General features: G+C 66.8%; 11 protein-coding genes and 1 tRNA gene. 10 read left to right on the plus strand and 2 right to left on the minus strand.

Annotated features, from left to right (window positions below; genetic code table 11):
- Nucleotides 1–27: 27 nt before the first annotated feature.
- Nucleotides 28–1,245, minus strand: coding sequence for an ammonium transporter (locus N2652_00575; GenBank protein MCX7817707.1), 1,218 nt, complete (start codon nucleotides 1,243–1,245; stop codon nucleotides 28–30).
- A gap of 769 nt (nucleotides 1,246–2,014) precedes the next feature.
- Here N2652_00575 and gpmI point away from each other — a divergent pair.
- The 9 genes from gpmI to larE all read left to right on the plus strand — a co-directional run bounded on the left by gpmI (nucleotide 2,015) and on the right by larE (nucleotide 18,199).
- A complete protein-coding gene (gene gpmI, locus N2652_00580) occupies nucleotides 2,015–3,670 on the plus strand; it encodes a 2,3-bisphosphoglycerate-independent phosphoglycerate mutase (GenBank protein MCX7817708.1) in 1,656 nt (551 codons plus the stop codon).
- A gap of 66 nt (nucleotides 3,671–3,736) precedes the next feature.
- The gene (locus N2652_00585; protein ID MCX7817709.1) at nucleotides 3,737–6,952 is read left to right on the plus strand and encodes a hypothetical protein; all 3,216 of its coding nucleotides are present in this window, start codon (nucleotides 3,737–3,739) and stop codon (nucleotides 6,950–6,952) included.
- Complete coding sequence (locus N2652_00590) at nucleotides 6,949–10,143, plus strand: DEAD/DEAH box helicase (GenBank protein ID MCX7817710.1); 3,195 nt, start codon at nucleotides 6,949–6,951, stop codon at nucleotides 10,141–10,143. The genes N2652_00585 and N2652_00590 overlap by 4 nt, the downstream gene beginning before the upstream one ends.
- Before the next feature lie 399 nt (nucleotides 10,144–10,542).
- A tRNA-Ile gene (locus tag N2652_00595) sits at nucleotides 10,543–10,616 on the plus strand.
- Between the two features lie 47 nt (nucleotides 10,617–10,663).
- Nucleotides 10,664–11,896, plus strand: coding sequence for a glycoside hydrolase family 99-like domain-containing protein (locus N2652_00600; GenBank protein ID MCX7817711.1), 1,233 nt, complete (start codon nucleotides 10,664–10,666; stop codon nucleotides 11,894–11,896).
- Nucleotides 11,893–13,284: a threonine synthase gene (thrC, locus tag N2652_00605; protein ID MCX7817712.1), complete on the plus strand. Its 1,392-nt coding sequence runs from the start codon at nucleotides 11,893–11,895 to the stop codon at nucleotides 13,282–13,284. The genes N2652_00600 and thrC overlap by 4 nt, the downstream gene beginning before the upstream one ends.
- Nucleotides 13,281–14,264, plus strand: a complete 984-nt coding sequence (locus N2652_00610) for a homoserine kinase (GenBank protein ID MCX7817713.1) — start codon at nucleotides 13,281–13,283, stop codon at nucleotides 14,262–14,264. The genes thrC and N2652_00610 overlap by 4 nt, the downstream gene beginning before the upstream one ends.
- A gap of 11 nt (nucleotides 14,265–14,275) precedes the next feature.
- The gene (locus N2652_00615; protein ID MCX7817714.1) at nucleotides 14,276–16,645 is read left to right on the plus strand and encodes a PAS domain S-box protein; all 2,370 of its coding nucleotides are present in this window, start codon (nucleotides 14,276–14,278) and stop codon (nucleotides 16,643–16,645) included.
- Between the two features lie 678 nt (nucleotides 16,646–17,323).
- Nucleotides 17,324–18,199 carry an ATP-dependent sacrificial sulfur transferase LarE gene (gene larE, locus N2652_00620; protein MCX7817715.1) on the plus strand — a complete coding sequence of 292 codons (876 nt, stop codon included), beginning with the start codon at nucleotides 17,324–17,326 and terminating at the stop codon, nucleotides 18,197–18,199.
- Here the strand turns inward: larE and mnmA are convergent.
- Nucleotides 18,130–19,299, minus strand: a complete 1,170-nt coding sequence (gene mnmA, locus N2652_00625) for a tRNA 2-thiouridine(34) synthase MnmA (GenBank protein MCX7817716.1) — start codon at nucleotides 19,297–19,299, stop codon at nucleotides 18,130–18,132. The two genes, larE and mnmA, sit on opposite strands and share 70 nt — an antisense overlap.
- Before the next feature lie 306 nt (nucleotides 19,300–19,605).
- Here mnmA and rpoD point away from each other — a divergent pair, with 306 nt between their 5' ends.
- Nucleotides 19,606–21,336, plus strand: coding sequence for an RNA polymerase sigma factor RpoD (gene rpoD, locus N2652_00630; protein MCX7817717.1), 1,731 nt, complete (start codon nucleotides 19,606–19,608; stop codon nucleotides 21,334–21,336).
- Nucleotides 21,337–21,364: the final 28 nt, after the last annotated feature.

Consider the following 21,364-nt stretch of genomic DNA (forward strand, 5'->3'; position numbering starts at 1 on the left):
CGTGTCCTTTCCGCTTTGGGGTTGGGGCTATTTCGTCAAGAAGCCCTGGAAGTCCGGATAGGCCTCAAGCCCGTGTTCGGCGAGATCCAGGCCGATGAGCTCTTCCTCGCGGCTGACGCGAAGGCCCATCGTCGCTCGAATGATGCCGAAAAACACGACCGCAAAAGCAACGCACGCGACGCCATACGACAGCACACCGAGGAGCTGGACCAGAAAGTTCTTGTCCTTGCCCCAGATGCCGGTCGCGAGCGTCCCCCAGATGCCGCACACCAGGTGCACCGAGATCGCACCGACGGGGTCATCCACCCGCAGCCGGTCCATCGCCAGCACGGAGAGCACAACGAGCACACCGGCGACACCGCCGATCAATACCGAGGCCGACACGGAGACGACATCCGCGCCGGCCGTGATGCCGACGAGACCGGCCAGGATCCCGTTCAACACCATGGTGAGGTCGGGCTTCTTCTGCACGATCCACGAGGTGATCATCGCGCCAACCGCGCCCGCGGACGCGGCCAGCGAGGTGGTGACCAGCACGAAGGACACGCCGCCGGGATCGGCCGAGAGCACTGAACCACCGTTGAATCCGAACCAGCCCAGCCACAGCAGAAACACGCCGATGGTCACCAGTCCGAGATTGTGGCCCATGATCGGACGAATGCCGCCGTTCACATACTTGCCCAGGCGCGGGCCCACCATGATCGCGCCGACCAGAGCCGCCCATCCGCCCACCGAGTGCACGAGCGTCGAGCCGGCGAAGTCATGGAACCCCATCTGCTTCAACCAGCCGCCACCCCAGTGCCACGAGCCGACAAACGGGTACACCAGCGCGACGTACAGCGTTGCAAACACCAGGAAGCTGCGCAGTTTGATGCGCTCGCAGACCGCGCCCGAGACGATCGTCGCGGCGGTCGCGGCGAACATCCCCTGGAAGAGGAAATCGGTCCAATAGGTGTAACCGGGATTGTACGCGCTGGTCGTCGCGTTCGGTCCTGGCGCAAGCCCCCAGCCGCCAAAGCCGAAGAAACGGCCGACAATCCAGTTGCCGTCGCCGGGGTACATCAGGTTGAACCCGAGCAGCGCGTAGGTGAGCAAGCCGATCGCGGGGATCATTGTGTTTTTGAACAGGATGTTCACCGCGTTTTTCGCACGGTTGAGTCCCGATTCCACCGTCGCGAAGCCCAGATGCATCACGAACACGAGGAACGTCGCGACCATCATCCAGGTGTTGTTCGTCGTAAACATCTCGGCACTGACGGACGGCGGGGCGGTGGCGCCTGGCGGAGCCGCCGCGGGTTCCGTCGTCTGCGCCCAGGCGGCGGACGCCAACGCGACACCGCCGCAGACCAGCAGGTGCCGCGCAAGCCGAGACACCGACGTTCGACCGGTCCAACATCCGTTGCTCATCGTTCTGTCCTTTCCCATGTTGCTCCCGCACCGCACTGACTCGAATGCGGGCGCCGAGAACTAAGCAGCTGCCGTGCCAGATGGCAGACGCGCCATCGCGCGGGGCGCGCAAGCGACGATGGTTCATAGAGCTGTGTCAATCGTCGCGGGGATGCGCAGACGCTATGCCATGGGCGTCCCGCCGTACGGAAATGTCGCAACCGGCGGCCCTGGAACGACAGGTTTGACGTTCGCTCGCAGGCATGGAGACCGATGGCCGGCAAGCTCCAGACGGTCGCGCGGTCACGGTCGGACACTTCTGTCGGGGATGCGGGGCTGCGGCAGCAGCGGGATTTTCCGACCGCGATCCGTGCCGACCACCAGCGGCTGTGCCAAGGGCCGAGGGGGGCGGCCGCAAACGCGGACCGCAGTCTTTGCGGTGTCGGGTTCAGCGGGGCGACACTCGCACACTGGAAAGAGCGGTTCCTCGGAGCGAGGGGCGCGCTGGCACTTCGGTTGGACTTGCGCAATGTGGGGCGCGAGCCATACTGGACTGTTTCAAGCCATGTCGTTCGGCGACAGGAGCCCGATGCGGGCTGCGCCGGCCGGTGGCACGGGAGTGCGGACGATGGTCGAACCGTTGCGCAGGATCTCGGGGTATGCGGGGCCGAGGGGGCCGGTGGTGCTGTTGATCATGGATGGAATCGGGATCGGTCGGCAGCCGGCGGGCGACATGGTGCGGGCCGCGCACAAGCCAAATCTCGAGTGGTTGGCCGCGCACTCGATCACGGACCGCCTTCAGGCGCACGGTGTTGCGGTCGGTATGCCCAGTGACGCGGACATGGGCAACAGTGAGGTCGGTCACAACGCGATCGGATGCGGTCGCGTCTTCGCGCAGGGCGCGCGGTTGGTGAGCGAGGCGATCGCGGACGGCCGTTTGTTCCGGGGGCGGGCATGGCGGGAGGTGATGGCGGCGGCGACACGCCCGGGCGCGCAGCTGCATTTCATCGGGCTGCTGTCCGACGGCAACGTGCACAGTCACATTGAGCACCTCATTGCGCTGCTGCGCGCCGCAAAGCGCGAAGGGGTCCGTCGTGCGCGGGTGCACGTGCTGCTGGATGGGCGCGACGTGCCGCCGACGAGCGCGCTGACTTACGTGGACCAGCTCGAGGCGGTGCTGGCGGAGCTGAACGCCGATGGGACGGTGGACTACGCGATCGCGTCCGGTGGAGGCCGGATGAAGGTCACGATGGACCGCTATGAGGCCAACTGGAAGATTGTGGAGACCGGCTGGCGTGCACATGTGCGAGGCGAGGCGGAGGCCTTCCCCTCGGCGCGGGCCGCGATCGAGGCGTTTCGAGCGCGTTCCCCCGGCATTATCGACCAGGACCTCCCCGCCTTCGTCGTCCACCGTGATGGCGTGCCGGTCGGGCCGGTTCGGGACGGCGACGGTGTGATCCTCTTCAATTTCCGCGGTGACCGTGCGATCGAGATCTCCCGTGCGTTCGAGGAAGAGCCGTTCGACAAATTTCCGCGAGGACCGCGGCCCGACGTGGTGTTTGCCGGCATGATGGAGTATGACGGCGATCTGCACATTCCGAAGCGGTACCTGGTGGAGCCGCCCGCGATCGACCGCACGATGGGCGAATATCTCGTGGCCAGCGGCGTGCGGCAGTTGGCCTGCAGCGAGACGCAGAAGTTCGGGCACGTCACGTACTTCTTCAACGGCAACCGCTCGGGCAAATTCAGCGAGGAGCTGGAGGACTACGTCGAGGTGCCGTCCGACCGCGTGCCGTTCGAGGAGCGACCTTGGATGAAGGCCGCCGAGATCACCGATGTGGTCGTGCGGGCGATCCGCGAGAATCGGCACCGGTTCATTCGCCTCAACTACGCGAACGGCGACATGGTCGGCCACACCGGGGTGCTGCCGGCGGTGCGGATTGCGGTGGAGACGGTGGACCTCTGCGTGGGTCGGGTGGTCCGCGCGGTTCGCGACGCCGCGGGAATTCTGGTGGTCTCCGCGGACCACGGCAATGCCGACGACATGCTGGAACTGCGCAACGGTGAGCCGGTGGTGGATCCGGCGACGGGCGAACCGAAGGTGAAAACGGCCCACTCGCTGAATCCGGTGCCCGTGTATGTGTACGACCCCTCGGGCGTTAGCCGCGCTCGGCGTTCCGCGGCCACCGGATTGGGGATCAGCAGTCTGGCGGCGACCTGTTTGAAGTTGCTTGGCTTTGAACCGCCGGAGGACTACACGCCCAGCATTGTGGACGTCGGCTAGGTCGACGGGCCCGGCCGCGCCGCTCCGCGGCAGGTGGAGAACCGAACCATGAGGACGACCGCACCCATGCGTCGGATAGTGGCGACGGCACTGTTGGCGGTCGGACCGGTCGCCGCATCGGCCGGCTGGTACCCGGACCACGACACGGTTCGAGTCAGCCGGGCGGAGGCCGACCTGCGCGAAGCGGGACTCTTTCGACTGCCCGACGGCACCCTCGTGATGCGGATCCGTTGCGGTTCGGCCCCGCCCTCGCGCTCGCTGCGATTGCTGATCGAAACGCCAGCGACGGGGGCTGCCGGCCGCGTCGAATCGTGGATGATCGAAAATGACGTGCTCTATCGGCGGGCTTTCGGCCTTCGGGGTTGGGCATGGGACGAGGCCGGTGGAGTGATATCGGTTGAGTCCGCGTATGGCGTGCGCAGCGTATTGCTGCCGCCCGCCTGGGGCCCTCCTCTGAAGTGGGCGGTGGAGACCTTGACGCCGGACTGGAACGTGGCGGACCGTTTGCCGGCCGAGGGCCTGATTGCATCGTCGGCAGATCGCATCCCCGAACTCGCCATCGAGCCGCCTCCGGCGCCGGAGCCGCCGCCGCGCGTCGGCACGCCACCAGCGCTCGCTGCCCGCTGGACGGAGTTGGCCGGCGGGGAAGGATGGACGAACGATGAGAGCGCGCTGCCGCTGCCCGCCTGGAAACTGGCAGGCGGAGAGACCGTATCGTTCGCGCTGACGGTGCGCGAAGCGGGCGGAGCCGCATGGCCAACGGAAGTGGAGGCCTCCGCCCGTCGCGGGGACCGGCAACAGTGGCGGGGGCGCTCGGGGCCCGTGTCTTGGACGCTGCTGGCAATGCCCGAGGGGGAGGGGTGGACGTGGCTCGGCGGTGAACTGCGGGCGGACACTTCAGTGGCGGTTGAGCTTGAACTTGGTCTGGGTTTGCCCCCGGCGCAGTGGCGGCTGCAGCAGCCCGACGGCCGATCGTTGCCGATCGGCACGGAGGCTCTTGAGACCCCCGACCTCGTGGCCGCCGGGCCGGGACGGCGGGGTCTACGTTCGCTCTGGCCGCTGGTGGTCGCTTCGTGCCCGACCGCTGCGGTGGTCATCGCGTTGGATCCGGCGGAGCCGGCACCGGTGCTGTGGACGGCGCGCGAGTCGCCGCCGGCCCTGCGGGGAGCGATCCCACTGGCGCTGTCTGCCGCCGTGACGAAACTGCGCAACCGTGCCGTTTGGGCGCTGTGGGTGCGGTGTGGCGCATCGCCGCTGGATTTTCGCGCGGCGCTGTCGGCCTGGCAGCGACGTGCCGGAGTGTATCGCGACACCTACGCGGCGCCGGCGCAGTGGCGGCTGAGCCCGGAGGAGTCGACGTCGGCACGCGCGACGTTGAGCGGGCCGATCGCGGTGGAAGTTCTGCGCGGCGACGAGCCCGGGGCCGGCTCCGAGTGGCGGTGTCTGGGACTGCGACCTTGGGCGCTGGATCTGCCGCTGCCGAAAGGCTGGTCGCCGGATATCGCCACTGCGCTGCGCATCCTCCAGTTCCTTGCCGCCGCCGGCGGCAGCGCGGCGTGGTACGCGCAGGCGGCGATCGTCGGTGGTGTCCGCAGCACCGATGACACGCTTTCGATCGCGGCCGTGAACGGGCGGCTCCTCCGCGTGAATGTCTCCGCCGATCCGGACTTCATGACCACCGCCGCGGCGCGCTGGAACCGTGCGATGCTCGAACTCGGCGCAGTTCGACACGTGACGGAGGCAGCGCCGGTGCACGTGATCGCGCTCGATGCGTTGAGCGCGACCGCGGGTTTGGACCACAATGCGGCGGCGTTGGCGTCCGCGGATCGGCCGGCTTCCTGGCGCGCGCCGGAGCGGGGGGTGGCGGTCGTACGGGATCTCGACGCGCTGGAGTTTGTGGAAGCGCTGCGCAAGCTTGTCGGGACGGAAGCGCCGCTCATCGCGCTCGAAAATCCGTTTGATCATCACGCGACGCTTGTGCGGTTCGCCGATCTGACCGTGGTGGACGACGCGCTCGATGCCGATCCGCTCAGTTCGCGCTCTTGGCGGCACCGTCTGCTGGCAGGGCCGCGACCGGTCGTTCGACGGCTGAGCGGGGATTTTGAGTGGAGCGACCCGCGGACGATGGATGGCGCCGCCGCGGTGTCGACCGCGCTCGGGATGGTGCCGTCGTTCGGCAGGGACGCGCAGGGGCGATCGTACTGGTCGGTGGCGCAATGGAGCCGGCGGGATGCGGTCGCGCTCCGATACTGGGTGCCGCTGGCGGTACGGCTGGCGGAGGGGGGCTGGCGGGTTGAACCCTGCGTGGCGGTGGACGAGGGCGGAGTGCGGGCGGAGGCCTTCGGCGGGGCCAGCGGGGTGCTACACGTGACGGTCTGGAACCGCGGCAGTGCGGTACGTGATGTGCGGCTTGTCGCACGTGGCATATCCGATCCCGCATATGTGTTTGATCTGCGGGACGCGACGGTGCGGGGACTGGCCGCGCCGGACGGGCTAGCGCGCTGGTCGGCGCGGCTGGGGCCGGGGGAGGTTCGCGTGTTCGACGTGGTGTCAGGGCCCGCAGTGGGCGCCGAGCGTGGTTGGCTGGAGGCGTGGGGCGACGCCCAAGGGGTCGGCGCCGCGGCCGCCGCAAATCTTCAGGCGATGGAGCTGGAGCGCCGCCGAGGCGTGGAGCTTGAGGTGGAACCATCGCTTCCGTTTGTGCGCGGCACGGTGAACCGCGTGCGGGCGCGCGTCCGGAACGCGAGCAGTGCGCCGCTCGTGATCGCGGATGTGCGGCGGATTGCGGGTTCGGACTCGGCGCCGATGCTGCGGGAGCCGCGTATCCTCGCCGCCGGCGAAACCGCGGACTTCGGATTCGGGGTGGACGAGGCCGTTGCGCCGGATGGTTCGTGGCTGCTCTGGCAATGGAGGATGCAGCAACCGGAGGCGGAATGGACGACGGTGCGCCGAACGCCCTCGCGGTGGACTGCGCCGGTCGAGATCGGCGCGTTGGTTTTTCGCGCCGTCGCGCCCGGAGTGGTGGAGGTGCGACTGCCGCTCCGCAATCATACCGAACAGCAGCAGGAATTGACGGTTGAATGGGCTGTGCCCTCCGCGCCGCCGCAGCGCACGGTCACCGTGCTGGAACCTTTGGAAGCCCGCGAGATGACGCTGCCGGTCACCGGTGAACCCGGCTCGAGCGCCCGGGTGGAAGTGCGCGTACGCGGTGGGGGCCGGGAGCTGTACCGCGGCGATGTGCGGGCGGTGTGGGACGGCAAGTCCGCGACGCCGATGCAATGATCGATTTGACGGACGAACGGCTGCTCGGCTGGGGTGGGGAACGCAAGCTCCAGGACGCTCGGCGGCTGCTGGAGCGGGAAACGGTGGAGGAGATCATAGTCGAGCCCCCGGTGGTGCGCGGCACACTGCGCAGCACCGTCCGCTGCCTCCGAACTGGCTTCCGTTTGCTTCAGGGCGGCTGCGTGGAGAGCCTTTGCCCTTGCTATGAGAGCCGCGAACGCGGCGTCATCTGTGCGCACGTGATCGCGTTGGCGTTGGCGGTGCGCCATCGCCAGTTGGAGCAAGGAGCGATCGCTGCGGCGGGCGAGGAGGCGGAGCGTGCTGCACGCCTCGCCGCATTGCCGCCGACCGCCTTTTTGCGCCGTGCGGCGCCCGGCGAGCCGGGCCGTCCTGCGGAGATACTGCTGGTTCTGCCGTCGTCATGGCCGGAGCAATGGGCCGCCGGCCGGCTCACCGTGCGGGTGTTTGCGCGGATTGACGGCCGATCGGTGCCGCTGGAGGAAGTGCCCCGTGAGTTGCCACTGCGGCTCGGCCCGCGCGACGAGCGGTTGCTGTTCGTCGCGGAGGACATCGGTGCGGGCGCGCGCAGCGAGCTGCGGACGAGCCGGGGCGACTTTTTGAGCTTGCTGGAGGCAGCGGCCGGCGGCTCGCTGGCTCTCGACGACGGCCACCGCCTGACGGTGCATCCCTCACCTTTGCTTCAGTCGCGACTTCATCTGGATCTCGACGGCGCCACCGGTGAGCTGCTGCTCTCGGTCGAGACACCCCTGCCCGGCGGCGGAGTCGCGGCGATCCACCTTCTGGGGCGGCGTCGCGGGTGGGCCGGCTGTGCGACGGAACTCTGGCCGCTCGTGTCCACGTTGCCCGAGGCGGCACACGCGGCTTACGGAGGGGTCATCCGCATTCCGCGCATCGCGGTGCCCCAGTTTCTCCGCTCCGAGTGGCCCCGTCTGGCCGCGCAGGCGCCGCACGAGAGCACGGTGACGCCGGAAATTCTTGACCTGCGGCCCGCGCAACCCAGCTTTCACGTCCTCGCGCGCGGCAGTCTCGCCTCGCTGAATGTGACGCTCTATGCGGTGTATGACGGCACCCGGCTGGTGGCGGGCAAATCTGATCCGGCGGGTCAGTTTGCGATCCCCGACCCGGAAGACCCGTTGCGCTATTTCATCCGGAACGCGGACGCCGAGGCCGAGGCGCTTCGCATGCTGGCGCGACGGGGGCTGGTGGGGGAGTGTGGCGACCGTCTCTCGCCGCTGGTGGGGGAGCGGTCGGTCGTGAACTTTCTGGCCCGCGAGGTGCCCGCGCTGCGACGGCGCGGGTGGACGTTCAGCGTGGAGGGCCGTGCGGCCACCGCGATGGAGGAGGCGATCTGGGCGGTGCCGGTGGTGCGCATCGTGCCGGCTGCGGATGGCCGCTCGTTCGAGGTGGAGGTTCGACTGGAAGACTCTGGCGGTGGCCACATCCCGGCTTCGGAGGCGCGTCGAGCGTTGCTCAAGGGCGAGAGTTTTCTGGAACGCGAGGGCCGTCGCATCTGGCTGGACGGTTCCGCGGTCGAAGCGCTGGATGAGATTTTCGCGGACTGTGAGTCCAGCGACGGCTCGAAGCCGGGCACGTTCCGGTTGGCGGCCGTTCACGCCGCCTACGTGCAGGATTCGCTTGCCGCGCTCGACGGCGTTGACGTCGAGGCGCCACCAGGCTGGGCCGAGACCGCCATGCGCCGCCTCGCCGCTGCGCGCCGCAACGGCGTCGAACTGGAGAGTGTCGAGATCCCCGATCCGCCCGCCTCTCATCTGCGTCCCTATCAGCGGCAAGGAGTTGCGTGGCTGCGCCACCTTGAACGCTGCGGTTTCGCGGGCATTCTCGCCGACGACATGGGCCTGGGGAAAACGCTACAGGCGCTCGCCTGGCTGGCGATGCCGCGTTGCGATCCTGATGCCCGCGGCAAACCCTCACTCGTGGTGTGCCCGACCAGCTTGATGGAAAACTGGGCTCAAGAGGCGGCCCGATTCGTCCCCTCTTTGCGAGTACGTCTGGTCGCGGGGTCCGGCCGGCACGACGACTGGGAACGCCTGAACGATAACGATCTCCTCATCACCTCCTATGCGCTGTTGCGGCGTGACGCAGAACGATGGAAGGGAATCCGGCTGGCGGCGATCATCCTCGATGAGGCGCAGCACATCAAGAACCGAGCCACGCGCAACGCGATCGCGGCGAAGGGACTGCAGGGAGCGCAGCGGCTGGTGCTCACCGGCACGCCGATGGAGAACAGTGTGACAGACCTGTGGTCCATCATGGACTTCTTGATGCCAGGGTATTTGGGATCGGCCGAGTCGTTCCGGCGACGGTATGAGGTGCCGATTCAGCAGGGGGGGGAAGCGGCGGAAGAGGCACTCGCTCGATTGCGGCGGAAGCTCCGGCCGTTCTTGTTGCGCCGGCTGAAGCGCGAGGTGGCGCACGAACTTCCACCGCGACTAGAACGGGTCGCGACCTGTTCGTTGACGGCGGAGCAGACTCGAGTCTATACGGAAATTCTCGAGCGCTCTCGCCGTCGTATCCGCGAGCTGATCGCCGAACGAGGCGTGGAGGCCGCCCGAATGGAGATTCTGCGGACGCTGCTGAGGCTCCGGCAGGTGTGCTGTCACCTCGATCTACTCCGGTTGCCGCAAGCGAACTTTGAGGCGCCGTCCGCAAAGCTGGAACTGCTGTTTGAGCTGCTGGAGGAGGCGGCAGATGGCGGTCACCGCGTACTGGTCTTCAGTCAGTTCGTCTCGATGCTGGCGATCATCCGCCGTGAGCTCGACCGGCGAGGCTGGCGGTACTGTTACCTGGACGGCGCAACGACCAACCGCCTGGAGGTGGTCCGCGAGTTCAATCGCGATCGTTCGATCCCCGTCTTTCTGATCAGCTTGAAGGCCGGTGGCACCGGACTGAACCTCATCGGGGCGGACACCGTGATCTTGTATGATCCCTGGTGGAATCCGGCGGTGGAGGATCAGGCGATTGACCGCGCGCATCGGATTGGGCAGACGCGCTGCGTGTACAGTGTTCGCCTGATTGCGCGGGACACCATCGAAGACCGTGTGCAGCAGATGCAGCGCCGCAAGCGGGAGCTCATCCAGGCAACCGTGCAGGCCGGCGGTGGTGCAGAGCGGCTGAGCTGGGAAGACCTGCGCGAACTGTTGGCGCTGTGACGCCTGGACGCGGACGACTCCTCGCAGGAACGCGTTGGTCGAACCGCCGCGCCGGAGCGGAGCGGTCTTGGAGACACCCGGCCGACCGATCGCAGATGTTGGGAGACAGGTGCCCTTCAAACCGGGGCCAGGTGCGGGGTCCGATGGCAGACCGGGCGCGATCGGATAACTGGACGCGCTCGCCTGCAGGCGGCAACGTTTGAGAACCGGCAAAGGCGTCCAACATAGGGAAGCCAGCCTTCACCGGGGTTCCAAGGGTTGGACCCGCTCAGTGCGCGGTGATCACTTTGCCCGATCGTCCGCAAAGCGCCTCCCGGTGTGGCCGGGATGAGATGAAGGGGGCTGGCCCCTGCTGCTCCACGGGAGGAGACGCCTGTGCTATGCTGCGCCCGCCGCGACGGGCCCGTAGCTCAGCCGGTCAGAGCGGAAGACTCATAATCTTCTGGTCGCAGGTTCGAGCCCTGCCGGGCCCACGGCGATGTCGATCACTCGTGGGCGGGAAAATGTGGAGGCACACACAGTGACACGCCGGACGAGATGGCTTCTGTTGGGCGCGATGGTGTCGAGCATGGCAGGGGGCGCATCAGCATCCTCAGCGGATGCCTCCTCGGTCACGGACGAGTGGACCGTGGCGGTCTATTACTTCCCGAACTACCACCCGTCCGATGCGCGCAACCAGCGCCTGAAGGGGCCGGGCTGGTCGGAGTGGGAGCTGGTCCGGGCGGCGCGGCCAAGATTTGCCGGTCATCGACAGCCGTTGGTGCCGCTGTGGGGATATGAAAATGAGGCCGACCCTGCCGTGATGGCACGCAAGATTGACGCCGCGGCGGACCATGGGGTGGATGTGTTTTTGTTTGACTGGTACTGGTATCACGACGGTCCCTTTCTTGAAAAGGCGCTGGACGAAGGGTTTCTGCAGGCGACGAATCGTCACCGGATGAAATTCGCGCTGATGTGGGCCAATCACGACTGGAAGGACATTCATCCCCACAGCCGACGCCGCCAGCCGACAACGCTGTTCCCGGGCAAAGTGAGTCCCGAGACCTTCCGACGCATCGGCGACATTTGCATTGAGCGGTATTTCCGTCAACCCAACCACTGGCGGATTGACGGACAGCCGTACTTTTCCTTTTACGACCTAACTCGGCTGGTGGAGTCGTTCGGCTCGGTCGCTGGCACCCGCGCGGCATTGGACGACTGGCGCGCACGGGCGGTCGCGGCGGGGCTGCCGGGTTTGCATCTGAACGCGGTGGTCTGGGGGCGGACGATTCTACCGGGTGAAACGACGCCGGCCGATCCCGCTCGATTGGTGAGGGAGCTGGGTTTTGATTCGGTGACCTCCTACGTGTGGATTCATCACGTTGCGTTGCCGAAGCTGGTCACGCCATACGAGGAGGTGTGGCAGGGGTATGAGCGATATTGGGACCGCGCGCGGGCGATGTTCGGGGTCCCGTACTATCCGAATGTGACGATGGGATGGGATTCCAGTCCGCGCACGGCGCAGGATGAGGACTTCGGTAATTTCGGATATCCGTTCATGAACACGATGAGCACGACACCGGACGCGTTTCGCGAAGCGCTGCGGCGAACGCGCCAGAAGCTGGAGGCGCTGGGCGGACCGAGAATCATCACCGTGAACGCCTGGAACGAGTGGACGGAAGGCAGCTATCTGGAACCGGACACGGTCCATCGCCTGGCTTACCTGGAAGCGATCCGGGAGGTGTTTGGTTCCGCGGCGTCGGGCGCGCGATGAACGATCGCGGTCAGACGATGGCGGCCGCGCCGGCCGGAGGCCCCATTCGATATGTCAGCACTCACCGGGAGCTGCCGAACGGCGAGCGGGAGCCGGTAGGGCTGGCCACCGCGCTGGAACGGGGGCTGGCGCCGGATGGCGGCCTATATCTGCCGGAGCGAGTGCCGGCCCTGGATCTGGAAGGCCTCGTGAGGTTGCGCGACGCGCCGTACTGGCGGGTGGCGGAAGAGGTGCTGCGGCCGTTCGTCGAGGGCGTGGTACCGCCGGCGCAGTTTTCGGCGATCTGCGAAGAGGCGTATGACTTCGACGTCCCGCTGGAGCCGATGGAGGAGGGACTGTGGCTGTTGCGGCTGGATCGCGGCCCCACTGCCTCCTTCAAGGACTTCGCCGCCCGGTGGATGGCGCGAATGCTGCGGGCCGTCAGCCGGTGCGGCCGGGCGACCGTGCTGGTGGCGACTTCGGGCGATACCGGCAGCGCGGTGGGGGAGGCGTTCCGCGAGGTGCCCGGTTTCCGCGTCTTTGTTCTTTACCCGCGCGACGAGGTCAGCGAGGTGCAACGGCGACAGCTCGACCGCATCGGCGCGAACGTTACCGCGCTGGCGGTGGAGGGCACGTTCGACGACTGCCAAGCGATGGTGAAAGAGGCTTTTCTCGATCGTGCACTGGCTCCGCTGCGCCTCACGTCGGCGAACTCGATCAACGTCGGGCGCATCCTCCCGCAGGCGGTGTATTACGTCTACGCTTGGCTGCGGGTCAGCCCCGAGGGCACGGCCGTGACGTTCTCGGTGCCGTCGGGAAATCTCGGGAACTCGTTCGGCTGTGAGCTGGCCCGCCGAATGGGGCTGCCGGTTGCGCGCCTCATCCTGGCGGTGAACGAAAACGATGAGGTGCCACGGTTTCTTGCGACCGGCGCGTATCGGCCGATCTCTCCCTCCCGGGCCTGCCTCTCGAACGCGATGAACGTGGGGCATCCGAGCAACCTCGCACGCTACGTGGACTGGTATGGCGGTGTGCTGACCCGTAGCGGGGAACTGGTGCGGTCGCCCGAGGTGAGGGTGATGCGCCGGTATGTCGAGTCGATTTCGATCAGTGATGCGGAGACGGTGGACTGTCTGCGGCGGTGGTGGCGCGAGCGGCGTGTGCTGCTGGAGCCGCATGGGGCGGTGGGTGTGGCCGCGCTAGAACGTCTCGGTGGCGGCCCCCGCCCGGCGGTGTGTCTGGAGACCGCCCATCCCGCAAAATTTCCGGAGGTGATCGAGCGGGAGCTCGGCTTTTCTCCCGCGCCGCCGGCATCGTTCGAACGGCTGGCTTCCCGTCCGCTCGCCGTGGAGAATCTCCCCGCCGACTACACCGCGCTGCGGGCCCGGCTGTTGCAGGAGATCGCATGAACAACGAGTGGATCCGCGTCTTTTCCCCCGCCACCATCGGGAACATCGGACCGGGATTCGACGTGTTGGGCATGGCGGTTCGGGGGCTCGGCGATGTCGTGCGGGCTCGGCGCAGCCGTCGCGGAATCCGTATTCGTGCGATTCGGTCTCCGACGCCGATCCCGACGGATCCGATGCGGAACACCGCTTCGGTGGCGGCGGCGAACGTGCTGAAAATTCTTGGCGAGCGGGGGGGAGTGGAGCTGGAGGTGTACAAGGGGCTGCCGGCGGGCTCCGGCCTCGGTTCGAGCGCGGCGTCTGCGGCGGCGGGCGCGTTTGCGGCGAACTGGCTGTACGGGCGACAGCTCAGCCTCGAGCAGCTCATCCTTGCCGCCACGCAGGCGGAGGCCGAAGTCTCGGGCGGCTTCTTTGCGGACAACACCGCGCCCGCGCTGCTGGGCGGTGCGACGCTGACGCGCTGTACTGTGCCGCTGGATGTGACACGCATCGGGATCATCCGGCGGCTGAAGATCGTGCTGGTCACGCCGGCGCTGACGGTGTTGACCCGTGACGCGCGCCGCATCCTGCCCGACCAGGTGCCGATGCGGGCATTTGTCGCGAACATGGCGAACACCGCCCTGATCACCGCGGCATTCGCGAAGAATGATTACTCGCTGTTTGCACGCAGTCTGAACGACGCGGTGATCGAGCCAATTCGCTCGCGGCTGATCCGCGGCTTCGATCAGGTCAAGGAGAGCGCGCTGCGGGCGGGCGCAGATGGCATGGCGATCTCCGGCTCTGGCCCCACCGTGTTCGCCATCACCGACGACGCCCGCAAAGCTCGTGCGATCGAGCAACAGATGGTGCTGACGTTCAACGCGTTGGGCATTCCGTCCCGCAGTTGGATCACGACAATGGACCCGCACGGCACACGGCTGCTGGACAATTCCGCGCCCACACCGTCGGACCGCTCGCGTTGTGGTATAGTGCGCGAGGGATGAAGCCCGCCGCGATGATTCTGGCTGTTGGCGCGAGCGATGGGGAGTGGGCGGTGCTGCAGCGCATCGCCGCCGCGATGACCCCTCCGCCGAAGGTCGAGCGCGTACCGGACGCCGGCGCGGCGGAAGCACGATGGGTGGAGGAGGAACCGCTGGCCGCGGTGGTGCTGTACTGTAACCGTGCGGAAGAATGGCCACGGGCGTTGTGCGAGCGCGTACGTCGCGCGCTGCGTGCGCCGGCCGCACCGATCATCGGGGTGCTGCGGGACGCGCGACCCGGCGATGCGGCACGTTTGCGGTCGGCGGGGGCTGATGTCGCGCTGGATGGAGCGGCGACCGAGCGGGAGTTGGGGTTGTTGCTGGAGACGGTGTTGCAGCTCCATTTGCGGCACCAAGAGACGCTGCGCCGCGAACAGGCGTTGCAGACGGTGCTTCGCCAGCGGACGAGCGACCTGTGGGAAATGGAGGAGCGGTTCCGGCTGCTTGTTGAGCATTCCCCGGATGGAATTCTTGTGATCGCGCCGGACCGCGCGGTGCTGGACGCGAATCCTGCCGCATGCGAGCTTCTGGGTGCAAAGCGAGACCAGCTCCTCGGCGGCTCGCTGGATGCGTTTTTCTCCCACGGCCATCTCGAAACACTTCGCGCTGCGATGGAGGAGTGGCTGGAGGGCGGCCACCGCGGAATTGAGTGCGAACTGGTTTCGCCGGCCGGCCGGCGTCAGATCGAGATCCGCGCCAGCGCGATCAGCGCGGGCGGGCAGCGCGCGGTGATTCTCCATCTGCGGGATCTCAGCGAGCGCCGTCGGCTCGAACAGGAGCGCATGGAGGCGGAAACGCGCTACCGTCGGCTGGTGGAGCAGATTCCAGCGATCACCTACGTGTTTGACCTTTTGCCGCGGCGCACGACCTACATTAGCCCCCAGGTGGAAACGTTGCTGGGCTTTCGGCCCGAGATCTGGCTGCAAGACCCGGGCCTGTGGCTGCGCCAGATTCATCCCGAAGATCGTGAGCGGGTCCGCCATCTCATCTGCGACGTGCACGACGTCAGCCATGAGCCGTTTTTGTTGGAGTACCGCGTGATGGCGGCGGACGGGCGTGAGGTCTGGATCGAAAACCGGGGTACCTACATGAACCTTGGCGATCGCTGGGTGCTCCAAGGCGTCATGATGGATGTCACCGCCCGCCGTCGGGCGGAACAGGAGATCCGGGCAGGCTGGGAACGCCTCGCACAGGTGCAGCGGATGGAGGCCGTGGGACGGCTGTCCGCGGGCATCGCGCACGACTTCAACAACATGCTGACCGCGATTCTCGGTTATGGTCAGCTGATCGAACACGACCCGGCCTTGCCGGATTCCATTCGGGCGGACTTGCAAGAAATGATGCAGGCGGCACGGCGCGCGGAGTCGCTGGTGCGCCAACTGCAGGCGTTCAGCCGGCCGACGCCATCCGAACGGGGACCGGTGGATGTTAACGAGGTCGTACGGGGCATGGACCGGCTGCTCCGCCGGACGCTGGGGCGGGACGTGGAGATCGTCACCCTGCTCGACGATCAACCCTGCCCGATCGAAGGGGACGCCGCGCGGCTCAGCCAGGCGCTGATGAACCTGGCGGTGCGAGCGCGGGACGTTCTGCCGCCGCACGGCCGGCTCCGCGTCAGCACCGCCGTGCTCGTTGCCGACGAGGAGTTTGTGCGCACGCGGCCCGGGTTGCCGGCGGGTGAGCTGGTGCGACTTGAAGTGGCGGACAACGGGCCGACGTTGGATGACCAGTCGCTCGCTCGCGTGTTCGAGCCGTTTGCGCGTCTGGGAGACGAGCGTGGCAGCGGGATGGCGCTGGCGGTCGTGCAGTCAATTATCACCGCGATGGGCGGTCATATTGAGGCGGGACGCGCGGAGGGTGGGGGGACGGTGTTCACGATGTACTTCCCTCATCGACCCGATCTGGTGGGGGCGGTGGCCCACGAGGCCGCAGTCGGCGAAGTACCGGGCGGTCGCGAGTGCGTGCTGGTTGTGGATGACGAACCCGGGGTACGTGCGCTGGCGGCGCGCATGCTGCGGTCGGCTGGGTACGAAGTGGTGGAAGCGGCCAACGGCATCGAGGCGCTGCACCTGTTCGAACGCGAGCCGAACCGTTTTGATCTGGTGCTGACCGACATCATCATGCCCGCGATGTCCGGCCCGGAGTTGATCGAGCGGCTACTGGCGATCCGACCCTCTGTGCGCGCGATCTGCATGACCGGCTATGCGCATGATCCCTTTGCGGTGGTGTCGGCATCGGCGCGTGTGCCGGTGCTCTCGAAGCCGTTCACGCGCGCACACCTGCTGTTCGAGGTGCGGCAATGCCTCGACGCCGGGGCCGGTGGCGGAGGTGCACCCTCGGCCTGAGAGGGGAGGGGGGACTGCCGGCGCTCTGTTGATTGCCTGTTTTCGCTGGAAGGCGCCAGCGGCGGAGGGCAAGGCCGGCTCACTGCTGCAGCCCGGGGTGCGCGACGAAAACGCGAAGCTGTCAAGAGCAGCAGCACGGCGACCATGACCGCGGCCACCTCGGCGAACCCCCACTGCCGCGGGGCGGGCAACCAATCGGTTGGTACACCGAGCCATCGCCCGAGACCCCGACCGACGCTTGTTCGCAGCAACGGCAGCCCGCCCGAGAGAGCGGCGAGAAGTACGACCAGCGACTGCGCGAACACGCCGAGAGAGAGGGGCCGGCGCAGCCGGTACGCTGATGCGGCTTCCACTTCGGTGCGCTCCGCGAGCGGCCGGCCGCACTCGCCACACATCACCGGTTCTCGACGTTGCTTCGCCCCGGTCGTCAGGGTGCGTCCGCACTCTGGGCAGTACACTGGCATCGCCGATGGTTCATACTATTGCGCCGAGCGACAACTGCAAATAAAAAATTCGTGTAATTTGTTTATGGGCAGGACGCGGCGCGCACTGCCGCGGTGAGGGAGGAGGGGGAATTTTCAAGTGCAACGCCGTCGTTGGGGGTCGAGGTTCGATTGGCCGCGGCTAAAGCTTGCGTTGGGTGCGCCTCGGCGCGATCGTGTTCCGGAAGGACGGTTGATGAGTGACGCGCTGACACAAAAGACGGAGGCACTGAATCAGTGGCTGCGGAACGCTGGCGCGGTGGTAGTGGGATTTAGCGGAGGCGTGGACAGCACGTTTTTGGCGGTGGCAGCGGCCAGGGCGTTGGGGGCGCGAGCGCTCGCAGTGACGGCGGATTCGCCCTCATTGAAGCGGGCGGATCTCGCACTGACAAAGGAACTCGCGGCGCGGTTTTCCCTCCGGCACCGGGTCATCCGCGGTGGTGAACTGGAAAATCCCGCGTACACTGCGAACTCACCGGATCGTTGTTTCCACTGTAAAACCGACCTGTTTGAAAAACTCGTGGCGATTGCGGCTGAAGAAGGCGACGCGGTGGTGGTGGACGGTTCGAACGCTGACGATCTTCATGACTACCGGCCCGGCCGGGAGGCGGCTCGGCGTCTCGGAGTCCGCAGTCCGCTGGCGGAACTGGGGTTCACCAAAGCGGAGGTGCGGGAAGCATCGCGTCGGCTGGGGCTGCCCACCGCGGATCGGCCCGCATCGGCGTGTCTGGCCTCGCGGGTGCCGTATGGCACGCCGGTTACGGCCGAGCTTCTGGCGCGCATCGAACGTGCGGAGTCAGTGCTGCTCGAGCTTGGCTTTCGCGTGTTGCGCGTGCGCGCGCATGGCGATGTTGCGCGGATCGAGCTGGCGACTGACGAAATCCCGAGAATGTGTGAACCGACCATCCGCCACGCGGTGGCGGCGAAGTTGCGCGCCTGCGGGTTCCGCTATGTTGCGCTGGATCTCGATGGGTATCGGACGGGGAGTCTGAATGCCGCCATTCACCCTGTGCCGTCCGACGGGGAAACGGAGTCGATGGTTCCCGCGCCGAGGAGGTCGTCCCCGTCGTAAATCGCCGCGATCTGGCCGGGGGTGACGGCGAACTGGGGTTCATCGAATTCGACGAGGAATTCGTCGGGTGAGACCACGCGGATCTGGGCCGCGGCCGGCGCGTGCCGCTGCCGCACCCGGCAGGCGGCGCGAAACTCTCTTTTCGGGGGCTCTGCCCACGCGATCCAGTTGGCGCCAACTGCCGTGAGGCGCCCCGCGAGCACGTCGGTGCGCCGGCCGACCACGACTCGGTTCTCCGCCGGCTCCAACCGAACCACATACCACGGCTCTCCTGTGCCACCAAGGCCGAGGCCTCGCCGCTGCCCCACTGTGTAGTGGACCAGGCCGCGGTGACGGCCCACCACTCGGCCCTGAAGGTCCACGATGTCGCCGGGGCGCGAGTCTGTCGGATCGAACAGGTCGGTATACCTGGCGGACTCCAGAAAATCCTGGCTCTCCGGCGTACGCGCGAGGGCTTCGAAGCCGGCTGCCGCGACGATCTCACGCACCTGGTCCTTCCCCAATGAGCCCAGCGGCAGCAACAGCCCCCTGAGCTGTTCCTGCGTCGCGAGCGCGAGGAAGTACGATTGATCCTTTCCCTCGTTCGCGGCGCGGAACAAATGGATCCGGCCAGTGGTCCCGTCCGGCCGAAGGCGTGCGTAGTGGCCGGTCGCAAAACGGTCGAACGCAATTCCCGCCTGGCGCGCGGCCTCGAGCAGTCGGCCGAGCTTCACACGCCGGTTGCACCAGACGCATGGGTTCGGAGTGCGCCCCCGGCGGTACTCCGCGCGGACATATTCGAGAACATCTCGCTGGTAATCCGAGGCGAGCGAGACTTCGTGCAAGGGAATGCCCAAACGGGCGGTGAATTCGCGGAGGCGCTGAAGGTCACGCACCTCGCCCGGGCCGTAGCAACCCGAACGTCCGCTCTCGCGGATCTGCACCGCGCCATCCCAGATCCGCATCGTCAGACCGACCACCTCGAAGCCAGCGGCCGCCAGCAACAGTGCGGTCGCGGATGAGTCCACCCCGCCGCTCAGACCCACCGCGATCCGTTCGCTGGCTCGGACGCGCGCAAGTTCGAGCTGTACCTCAAGGGGGAGCGCAATGGTCACCCGCATGGAGCGAACATAGGCTCCCAGGTGGTCGCACGCAAGGCGGGTCGGGCGGTGTCCGCCGCCGGAGGTCGGTGGGCCGCCGCTGATGTAGAACGACGAATGGGAGCGCTGCAGATTGTCCGAAGGTTCGGGCACAGGCATTTGACAGAACGGGGAAGGATGAGTAAGGTGTAGGGCCCGCGTTACAATGGGACGATTGTGTCCCAGCACGAGGAGAGCATGGCAAGCCATCGAAAGGAACGTTCACAATCGGCTCGTCCGCATGATACTCGGCCGGCAACTTCGGATGCGAAGGAGGGAGCCCACAGCATGTCCGGGACGGCGTCACCCGCCGTCAACGAGACCCCCCCAGTGGTGGCGGCGCAGGTGAGGGGGACGGCCGCCGGCAGCGATGTTGTGCCGGCGGGAAAGATGGACCGCGAAACCCGCAATCAGAAGATCAAGGAACTAATCTCGCTGGCGAGCGAGCAGGGAGGCTATCTGACCTACGAGGACATCAACGACGCGCTGCCGGAAAGTTGCGTGAGCGCCGCGGAGCTCGACAGCCTGCTGATGATGTTCCGGAGCATGGACATTGATGTCATCAGCGCATCCGAGGTGGACAAGTACAAGATGCAGGAGGCCGAGAGCCGCGCCCGCCACGCACAGCGTGCGGACGTGCTCGACGATCCGGTACGGATGTACTTGAAGCAGATGGGGCAGGTGCAGCTCCTCACCCGGGAACAGGAAGTCGAAATTTCCAAGCGCATCGAAGAGGCGGAGCTAAAGAGCCGCCAGCTTTTCTGCCAGTTCGGCTTTGCGGTTCGCGCGTTCCTGGAGATTGCGGAGAGGCTCGAACAGGGTCGGGAACGGTTCGACCGCGTGGTGAACGATAAGCTCGCGAAAAGCCGTGAGCGCTATCTGAAACGTCTCCCCGCGCTCCGGGAGGCGGTCGCCCGTGCCCACCGGGCTGCGCTGCAAAGCTTCGATCGGTGGATGCAAATGCGCAGGCGTTCGAAATCTGCGGACGCGGCGGGGCGGCAGGCCTTTGAGCGGGTCCGGCGCCAGGTCGAGGAGCTGTTGGAGAAGTTCTGTTTCAAGCAAAAGGCAATAGAGGACTGTGTCGTCGTTGCGGACGAGGTTCACGCGCAGTTTCGCGAAGCGTCGCGCGCGGTGGAGGCCTGGCGTGAGCGCGCGCGCGGCCGGTCCGCCCCGCCCGCGGTCACGGAGGCGATGGAGCGGCTGGAGGCGATTGCGCGGGACGCGCTGGTGCCCGCCGATGAGTTTGAGGCGCGGTATCAGGAGTTCAAGACCTGGATGCGAAACGCGCAGCGCGCGAAATCGGAAATGGTGGAAGCGAACCTGCGGCTGGTGATCAGCATCGCCAAGAAATACACAAATCGCGGCCTGTCGTTCCTGGATTTGATTCAGGAGGGGAACATGGGCCTGATGAAGGCGGTGGAAAAATTCGAATACCGCCGGGGCTACAAGTTCAGCACCTATGCGACGTGGTGGATCCGGCAGGCGATCACCCGTTCGATCGCGGACCAGGCGCGGACGATCCGCATTCCCGTGCACATGATCGAAACGATCAACAAGCTGATGCGGGTGCAAAAACAGTTGCTGCAGGAGTACGGCCGAGAGCCGACCCCCGAGGAGCTGGCGGAGGAGATGAACCTTCCGGTGGAGCGCGTGCGCGGCATTCTGAAGATTGCGCAACAGCCGATCTCGTTGCACAGCCCCGTTGGCGACAGCGACGACACCAGCTACGGCGACTTCATCGCGGACACCAGCGCGGAGGATCCTGCGAACGTCACCGCGCAGGCGATGCTGAAGGAGCGGCTGCGGGAAGTGATGCAGACCCTCACCGAGCGCGAGCAGGAGGTGTTGAAACTCCGGTTTGGCCTGGTGGACGGTTATTCCCGCACACTAGAAGAGGTGGGGCGCAAGTTCCGCGTCACGCGCGAGCGAATCCGGCAGATCGAGGCGAAGGCGCTGCGCAAGATGCGGCACCCAACGCGCATCCGCAAGCTCGAGGGCTTCCTGGAGAGCCGGCCCTGACCACTGTGCCGACATCCGCCTCGCCGCC

The organism is Kiritimatiellia bacterium, assembly GCA_026417735.1.
Lineage (GTDB): Bacteria > Verrucomicrobiota > Kiritimatiellia > PWTM01 > PWTM01 > CAACVY01.

What these genes read in the sequence shown, in the direction of transcription:
- N2652_00575 (MCX7817707.1), bottom strand. Translation starts at nt 1,245, where the DNA reads ATGTTTACGACGAACAACACCTGGATGATGGTCGCGACGTTCCTCGTG.
- gpmI (MCX7817708.1), top strand. Translation starts at nt 2,015, where the DNA reads ATGGTCGAACCGTTGCGCAGGATCTCGGGGTATGCGGGGCCGAGGGGG.
- N2652_00585 (MCX7817709.1), top strand. Translation starts at nt 3,737, where the DNA reads ATGCGTCGGATAGTGGCGACGGCACTGTTGGCGGTCGGACCGGTCGCC.
- N2652_00590 (MCX7817710.1), top strand. Translation starts at nt 6,949, where the DNA reads ATGATCGATTTGACGGACGAACGGCTGCTCGGCTGGGGTGGGGAACGC.
- thrC (MCX7817712.1), top strand. Translation starts at nt 11,893, where the DNA reads ATGAACGATCGCGGTCAGACGATGGCGGCCGCGCCGGCCGGAGGCCCC.
- N2652_00610 (MCX7817713.1), top strand. Translation starts at nt 13,281, where the DNA reads ATGAACAACGAGTGGATCCGCGTCTTTTCCCCCGCCACCATCGGGAAC.
- N2652_00615 (MCX7817714.1), top strand. Translation starts at nt 14,276, where the DNA reads ATGATTCTGGCTGTTGGCGCGAGCGATGGGGAGTGGGCGGTGCTGCAG.
- larE (MCX7817715.1), top strand. Translation starts at nt 17,324, where the DNA reads ATGAGTGACGCGCTGACACAAAAGACGGAGGCACTGAATCAGTGGCTG.
- mnmA (MCX7817716.1), bottom strand. Translation starts at nt 19,299, where the DNA reads ATGCGGGTGACCATTGCGCTCCCCCTTGAGGTACAGCTCGAACTTGCG.
- rpoD (MCX7817717.1), top strand. Translation starts at nt 19,606, where the DNA reads ATGTCCGGGACGGCGTCACCCGCCGTCAACGAGACCCCCCCAGTGGTG.